The organism is Pontibacter sp. HJ8 (assembly GCF_054824225.1).
In genome coordinates, this window is sequence record NZ_JSYF01000093.1 from 1 (window position 1) to 7262 (window position 7262).

The following is a 7262-nucleotide window of genomic DNA, read 5'->3' on the forward strand; positions in this document are numbered from 1 at the left end:
GATCTGCCTGGCTTTCTTTTTTATCGTGTATGCTACTTCAGATTACGTCTGGTCCTTTGTGGTTTTGACCAGATTGATGCCTGCAAAAAAGAAGATCAGGCCGACAACAAAAGGCACTGCTGCTGTAAATTTGCCAATTGCCACGCCATCTCCTCCCATTACAAAAGCATATGCACCCCAAATGATGCCTACTATACCCAGTATGGTCAGTATGGCACCGAATGTACGTTTCATATTCATAGTTCTCGTTTTAGGTTATACTGTCTTGGCAGTTTTTTTAGTGTATTACGGAATTCCTATAGAATAGATAGCTATTTCTTGATCTTTCTATATTCCCCTTAAGCACTGATCGTCTGCAGCTTTCATACAGCTGGCTCCTTTGCTATACCTTATTTTACGCAAGCCAATCAGGTACAGCCTGGCAGGCGGTAGGGCTGTTGTATAGCTTCCCTCTTATTTTCCTGTCTACTTCTATATACCTTTTTCCACTATAAAAGTATATGATTATGCCCTGATTTTCCGAGGAGCAGCCGTATACCTGCCCCAAGCTGGTTACAGTAGAATCGGAAAGCGGCGTATCGTGTTACTCAAGCTAAAAAAAGGTATTGATGAGAGTATTGATAAAGTTTATTGCTGCCCTTCTGATTGCGGCCGCTTCCCTGGTTACTTACTGGTGCAACCGGCAGGAAAATGAGTTTACAGGCGAAATGCAAAACGTAGACATGACCGTGGAGCAGGAAATAGCGCTGGGGCTGCAGGCTGCCCCCGAGATGGCGTCCCAGTATGGCGGCCTTCACCCGGATAAGCAGGCTGCCGAAAAAGTAAAGGAAGTAGGGCAGCGTATCGTGGGCAATACCAACGTAGGGGAAACGCCCTATACCTTTGATTTTCACCTGCTGGCAGATGAGCAGACAGTAAATGCCTTTGCCCTGCCGGGAGGCCAGATCTTCATCACCGCCGGATTGTTGAGCAAGCTCAGTACCGAAGGCCAGCTGGCAGGCGTGCTTGGGCATGAAATCGGGCATGTGGTCGGCAGGCATTCTGCCCAGCAACTGGCCAAAGCAAAACTGACCCAGGGCCTGACCGGTGCCGCTGCCATCGCTACCTATGATCCCAATAACCCTGCCTCACAGACCGGCGCCATCGCAGCAGCCATGATCGGCAAACTGCTGAACATGCGCTATGGTCGGGAGGATGAACTGGAGTCGGATAGGCTGGCCGTGCGGCTAACCGGAGAATCTGGTTACGACCCGCGCGCCATGATTGAAGTGATGCGCATACTGGAGCAGGCTAGTGGCGGCTCCAGCGGTCCTGAATTTGCACAGACACACCCCAATCCCGGCAACCGGGTGGCCGAGATCGAAAACGCCATACAGCAGGAATACCCGCAGGGACTACCGTCGGGCTTAACTCCCTGATTTTGGTATTTCTGACAAAATTGTACAACTTAAACCAAAACTGTATGTATAAGGAGGAGAAGCAATTACAAGTTGTTGTTTTGCTTTTACGCTCCGTTGCACCCTGCATCTTCCTGGGTGTTCTACATGACGCAGAATGTGTACTATAGAAAACAAACAGAGATATTTATGCCAACTAAAAATCATGGCTCGAAAGGAGAGTCTAAGTCTTCTTCGACAACTGGCAAGACAGATGCAAACAAGTCTACTACTTCTAAAAGCAGTGGCGCTTCCGATGCATCGTCTAAATCATCTGGCACTAATAAATCATCCGGATCAAAATCTTCCGGATCGAAGTCCTCAAACAAGTAAGAGGACAACGGGCCAACTGGCAACACGTTAGAAAAACTAATCCTGTGCAAGGGTTAGTTTTTCTTTTTTACAGACTACCTTACCGGCTGTTTTGCGTATCAGAGGCTAGAAGCTCAGGCCCGGATTTAACCACCCATGAAAGAAGTTAACAAGCTCCGCAAACTGCTTTTTGTCATCAATCCCATAGCAGGTGACATCGACAAGGAAGATCTGGAGGAAGAGATCCTCACCATTTGCCAGGAGAACCAGTTGAGCTGTGAGGTATACAGAACAACAGGAGAGGAGGACCATGCCAAAATCGGTGCCTTGATCCAGGACAATAAGTTTGATGCTGTTTTTGCCGTAGGCGGTGACGGCACCGTGAGCGAAGTGGCTTCGTTGCTGATCGGGACCAAAACCCCGCTGGGTATCATTCCGCTCGGGTCCGGTAACGGCCTGTCGAAAGACCTGAACATACCCCAGGACACAGAGGAGGCGCTGGAGCTTATTCACTCCCACGTCATCCGCAACATCGATACCATCGACCTGAACGGGCATCCGTCCATTCACCTGAGCGACCTGGGTTTCAATGCGCTTGTCGTGAAGAAATTTTGCGAAGGAGACCGCCGCGGGCCCGGTGCCTATACCTGGATCGCTTTGCAGGAATTCCTGAACTATGAGCCCAAGTTCTACCGCATCGAAACCGATACCGAGAATTTTGAGGGGCAGGCTTTTATGGTAACCATAGCCAATGCCAATGCCTTCGGAAGCAATGCCGCTATCAATCCCAACGGGGTGATGAATGACGGGCGTTTTGAGATTTGCCTGATCGAGCCTTTTCCGAAGGCAGCCGGACTGGGCATACTCTACAAGATGTATACCGACAACATCGACAGCTCCATCTATACCCGCCGGATCAGTTGCCGAAAAGCCACAATTTACAACGTGGACAACGAAGTGACGCACGTGGACGGGGAGTTCGTTGAACTGGGGCAGGTAATCCAGGTGACTATGCACTCCCGTAGCCTGAAGGTCATCTTACCGGTACCCGAAGCTCAAACGGCCAGCTCCTAGTTATACCCTCTCTGCAGGCTGTAGCACCGGATGCAGCTCTTTCCGGAAGATCACCGAACCGGGCACCGCTCCGGCTTCGTTAGCAGAAGCTGCCACAGCTTCGATCCACAGCTCCCCGGTACTGTAGTAATTCAGGACAAAAAAGCCTTTCTGTTCCAGCGTAAAAGTAGCTTTGCCGCCTTTCTTTACAAAAGATGTTTTGCTGCCAGATCCGCTGACGATGTAGTGGTTATGACGCGACTCGAAATGCTGCAGGTTATGATCGTGCCCCGCCACATACACAATGTTGCTGTACTGGTGGAAAATGCGGAGCAGGCGCTTGCGCATTTTCCTGTACTTGCGGTGCGACATGTCTTCGTAAGCGCCAAAGAACTGGCGGTAGAACGGGTAGAGGGACCCAAAAATAGGCAACGGAATGTAAATGCGCTTGTGGGCGGCGGTCAACGGAAAAATGTGCTGCTTGATCGTGAACTTGCCGCCATGGAGGGCATTGCTGTACAGGGGATGATGCGCGGCTACCACGATGCGCTGATGCCGGTTGTGGCGCAATATTTTGTTCAGATGCAGAAAGAAGTCCTCGATGTCCTCATAGGGACAACCCTGCGCAGGTCCCATGGGCTTCTCGCCGCGCTGCACCCACCACTGGGTGTTGATGATGACCAACAGCAAGCCTTCTGCCAGTTGGATTACGTCTGGCCCCGGGCACCCGTTGCGGGGCAGGTAGCTGCTCTCGTCCTGCAGTGCCTCTACCACGTAGTTTTGCTGGCGCAACACATACTCCAATCCCCGTTTCCGCCCTTTGTTCCAGTCATGGTTACCGCTCAGGAAGATGCCCCTGCCGGCATAAGATTTTACGATACCGATCAGGTGGTCCAGCCGCTCTTTTGCTGCTGCGTAGTGCCGGTTACTCTCTGCCGGCAGCCCGACCGGGTATAGGTTATCGCCCAGGAACAACATGCTGCCACTGGCACCGGCCCCGCGCTGCCACTCCTGCACGAGTTTGAGTACAGGATCGGTTCCGTCGATGGCGGCGGCTCCAATGTCTCCCAGGAAAGCGATGCTGTGTACCAGTTGCGCCTCTGGCCCGGGAAGGCACTTGCGCCAACCCACATCGGCCAGTTTATAGTAAGGCTTGTTGCGGTATTTGCGCTCCTGCCAGTAACTGAACAAGGCAAAAGCTGTGAAGAGAACAGTAAAGATGATGAGAAAGTATACCAGCATGTGTTTCTTAAAAGTTGGGCGGTGTCAGGTTTTTAAAGTGACCGTTTTGCTTCACGCGCTCTTTCAGCTTTTCGGTTTCAGCTACGATCGGCAACACCTGCTCGAGGTGCTGCAGGATGATCTCCTGCCTGGCCGCCTCGCTCCGGATCTGCAGCAGCGTATATTCCTGTTCGGTATTCAGTCCGAGGTGGTGGGCAATGTCAAACGAGGTATAGTTTTCCGGCAGGTCGAGTAAAAAATCCCCGATGCCCAGCATCTCAAAAAGCTGCTTCATTTTCTCCTCTATACTCATCTTCACCACGATGTCTTCATCCTCCAGATTGTCCAGTTCATTAACCTGCCCGCCTGCGTAAAGTTTGCCGGGGGCTTGTTTATTGAATTGTATGATTTCAAAAACTTTCAATCCTTCCGTGCGGATGTCCATTTCACCGCTGGCATACTTCTTCTCGACCTGCAGGATGCGAAGTTCTGTGCCAAGTGTACTGATATGCTCGTCGATATAGGGAGGTATACCGAACGTACGCTTCTCCTCAACACAATCCCGGACGAGCTGCTTGTAGCGCTGCTCAAATATATGCAGGTTCAGCTTCTCGCCCGGAAAGACTACAATATTCAGCGGGAAGAGAGGCAGGTACTTTTGCATAAGAATTCAGCTTAAGAATATGAACGGCAAACTTTCCATGTGAGCTAAGGGGCAGCTACATCTGCTGCGCATTCCTTTGTGATTACGGGCATGTTACTGCGAGTGTTAAGGTATAGCGGCAGGAAGCCGGGCAGGTACTGGAAATATAGAGCAAAAGATGTAGCTTTGCGCACCTTATTTTAGCGTGATCCTGATGAAGAAGAAACAGCTGGGACTTAGACAGTTCAAGCTTCTTACAATTAAGCTGGTGTTGAGCCTCTTTCTGCTGAGTATCGTGTGGGTGCTGGTATACAGATGGGTGGCCCCGCCGGTTACCCTGCACATGATACAGCGCCGCGCCGAGGCTGGTGCAGCGGGCAAAGAAAATCCTGCTATCCGCTATACCTATGTCTCAATCGAGGAAATGTCGGAGCAGCTGCCCCTGGCCGTGGTGGCGTCCGAAGATCAGCTTTTCCTGGAGCATGCTGGCTTTGACTACAATGCGATCGCTGACGCTTTTAAGCGCAACCAGAAGGGCAACAAGATCAGGGGCGGCAGTACGATCAGCCAGCAAGTGGCCAAAAACGTATTCCTGTGGCACGGGCGCAGCTACCTGCGCAAGGCCGTGGAGGCTTACTTTACATTTCTGATCGAAACCCTGTGGGGGAAACAGCGCATACTGGAGGTATACCTGAACATAGCGGAGATGGGCGATGGCGTTTTTGGCGTTGAGGCGGCTGCTCAGAAGTACTTTCATAAATCTGCTGCGGATGTGGGACGGCAACAGGCAGCGCTGCTCGCAGCTGTGTTGCCTAACCCGATCCGCTTTTCTGCTGCCAGACCGACTCCTTACGTGCTGGGCCGCCGCGTGCGTATAGCGAGGGCAATGGGCCGGTTGGGCGGAACAATCTACATCAAAACCATACTTCCGGAGAATGAAGAAACGAACTGATTTCAACTTGCTGCTCGCCGCCGGCGCGCTGCTGCTGTTGGGCTCCTGCAAGCAAAACGAAGAACGCCAGGAAATGCATACCCAAACGGAGCACGCCGCTCCCGATGCAGCTGCTGCCGAGCAACAAATAAGAGAGGTTCTGAAGGCGCAGTCCGAGTGCTGGAGCCAGGGCAACCTGGAGTGTTTTATGGAGGATTACTGGAAGTCAGATTCCTTGCTGTTCGTAGGCAAGAACGGCCTGACCTACGGCTGGCAGAAGACCCTTGACAATTACAAGAAAAGTTACCCGGATACCTCAGCGATGGGGAAACTGACCTTTGATCTGAAAGAGTTCCGCCCGCTTTCTTCCGGAACCATGCTGGTCGTAGGCAAATGGCATCTGCAGCGGGAAGCAAACCTCGGCGACCTGCAGGGCCACTTCTCGATCATTTTAAAGCATTTCACCGAAGGCTGGAAGATCATTGCAGACCACTCTAGTTAAAGAGTTCTGAGTCTCGAGTTCTGAGTCATGAGTTAAAAAAAAACTCAGAACTCGAGACTCAGAACTATAAACTCTTAACTCCCTTATCTCCTGCGGCGTCAATTTTTGTTTCCTTAGCGATCTCCGGTAGTTCTTCGGTGAAGATGTAGCCGCATTTGGCCGCATGCTCGGCCGCCTCCAGTGTCTGTTTTACCAGTACCATTTCCACTTTCCCCGACTGCTTGAGTTCATCGAATATGGTGACCACCTTGGTGGTGTGCTTTTCGATGTTCACATCCCGGATGTAGATGGCCATGATCCGGCTGGGATGATTCTGCACGATCTTACTGTAGATCTCGGCATCCTGCTGCCCGCTGTCACCGATCAGGATGAAGTTCAGGTTCGGATAGGTGATGAGGATGTTCTCGATCTCCTTATACTTATGGCTCATGTGGTCGGAAGAGCCTAGTTTGGATTCGTCTATTCCAAAATCGCGCAGCAGGAGCGGACCCTGCGGAATTTCGTTCAGTTCCAGGAAGTGATACAGCAGATCGTAGGTGTTCCAGGGGCTGCTGGATACATAAAAGAAAGGATTGTTGCGCTTGCCGTTGCGCCCCAGTTGCAGGGATTTGTAGAAAGACGAAACGCCGTGGAAAGGTATACGGGAGTGGGCATTGTTGAGCAGCACATTGCGGCCTGTCTGCAGCAGGTCCGTAGCCCCGGTTCGTACGATGGTATCGTCGATGTCGCTGATGATGCCGTACTCGGCATCAGGCGGCGGTACCAGCACGTGCGCCTTTGCCGTCACCTCTCCTTCAAAAGCAACAGGCGCTTCGATCAGTTTGACTTCAATGGTATGCCAGATATCTTCCAGTACCAGGGGCTTCTCCGGCGCCAGGTTCAGCACAAAATAGCCTTCAGCATCGGTTATGATTTCATGCTCCTGGTTTTCGAGGCAGAGCTGTATCCGCGCGCCCGGTATCTCATTGCTGTTAAAGCGCCGGTACATGTTCATCAGGTTTTCCCACAGCGTATCATCCGCCTCCGACAGGGTGATGCCTTTGTCTACCAGCACGCGTCCTTTCACATAGAGGCGGGTAGGGGTGCCGTAGCTGCGGTATGTCATAATGTGCAAAGGGCCAAACAGGTTGAGCTTGCGCCTCAGCTGAAAGGAAAGCATGTCGA

Annotated in this window: 9 protein-coding genes; 4 read left to right on the forward strand and 5 right to left on the reverse strand. The window is 51.7% G+C overall.

From position 1 onward, the window contains the following. Nucleotides 1-42 precede the first annotated feature (42 nt). Nucleotides 43-234: a hypothetical protein gene (locus OB13_RS05615; RefSeq protein WP_461489170.1), complete on the reverse strand. Its 192-nt coding sequence runs from the start codon at nt 232-234 to the stop codon at nt 43-45. Between the two features lie 374 nt (nt 235-608). Between OB13_RS05615 and OB13_RS05620 the strand changes: the two genes are divergently transcribed. Then, nucleotides 609-1418 (forward strand): M48 family metalloprotease, encoded by an 810-nt coding sequence (locus tag OB13_RS05620; RefSeq protein WP_461489171.1) that lies wholly within the window; start codon nt 609-611, stop codon nt 1416-1418. Between the two features lie 182 nt (nt 1419-1600). Here the strand turns inward: OB13_RS05620 and OB13_RS05625 are convergent, their stop codons facing one another. Beyond that, nucleotides 1601-1819 carry a hypothetical protein gene (locus OB13_RS05625; RefSeq protein ID WP_461489172.1) on the reverse strand — a complete coding sequence of 73 codons (219 nt, stop codon included), beginning with the start codon at nt 1817-1819 and terminating at the stop codon, nt 1601-1603. A gap of 85 nt (nt 1820-1904) precedes the next feature. Here OB13_RS05625 and OB13_RS05630 point away from each other — a divergent pair, with 85 nt between their 5' ends. Beyond that, nucleotides 1905-2822 (forward strand): diacylglycerol/lipid kinase family protein, encoded by a 918-nt coding sequence (locus tag OB13_RS05630; protein WP_461489173.1) that lies wholly within the window; start codon nt 1905-1907, stop codon nt 2820-2822. Here OB13_RS05630 and OB13_RS05635 read toward each other — a convergent pair whose 3' ends face one another. Both OB13_RS05635 and OB13_RS05640 read right to left on the reverse strand, forming a co-directional pair. Further along, the gene (locus OB13_RS05635; RefSeq protein ID WP_461489174.1) at nt 2823-4043 is read right to left on the reverse strand and encodes a metallophosphoesterase; all 1221 of its coding nucleotides are present in this window, start codon (nt 4041-4043) and stop codon (nt 2823-2825) included. Nucleotides 4044-4050: 7 nt separating this feature from the next. Beyond that, nucleotides 4051-4686, reverse strand: coding sequence for an LON peptidase substrate-binding domain-containing protein (locus OB13_RS05640; protein WP_461489175.1), 636 nt, complete (start codon nt 4684-4686; stop codon nt 4051-4053). A gap of 193 nt (nt 4687-4879) precedes the next feature. Here OB13_RS05640 and mtgA point away from each other — a divergent pair, with 193 nt between their 5' ends. Together mtgA and OB13_RS05650 are read left to right on the forward strand one after the other, a co-directional pair. Beyond that, the gene (gene mtgA, locus OB13_RS05645) at nt 4880-5617 is read left to right on the forward strand and encodes a monofunctional biosynthetic peptidoglycan transglycosylase (protein WP_461489176.1); all 738 of its coding nucleotides are present in this window, start codon (nt 4880-4882) and stop codon (nt 5615-5617) included. Then, nucleotides 5601-6098: a YybH family protein gene (locus OB13_RS05650; protein WP_461489177.1), complete on the forward strand. Its 498-nt coding sequence runs from the start codon at nt 5601-5603 to the stop codon at nt 6096-6098. The genes mtgA and OB13_RS05650 overlap by 17 nt, the downstream gene beginning before the upstream one ends. 64 nt (nt 6099-6162) lie before the next feature. Here OB13_RS05650 and OB13_RS05655 read toward each other — a convergent pair. Next, the coding region (locus OB13_RS05655; RefSeq protein WP_461489178.1) for an App1 family protein at nt 6163-7262 on the reverse strand (1100 nt) is incomplete at its 5' end.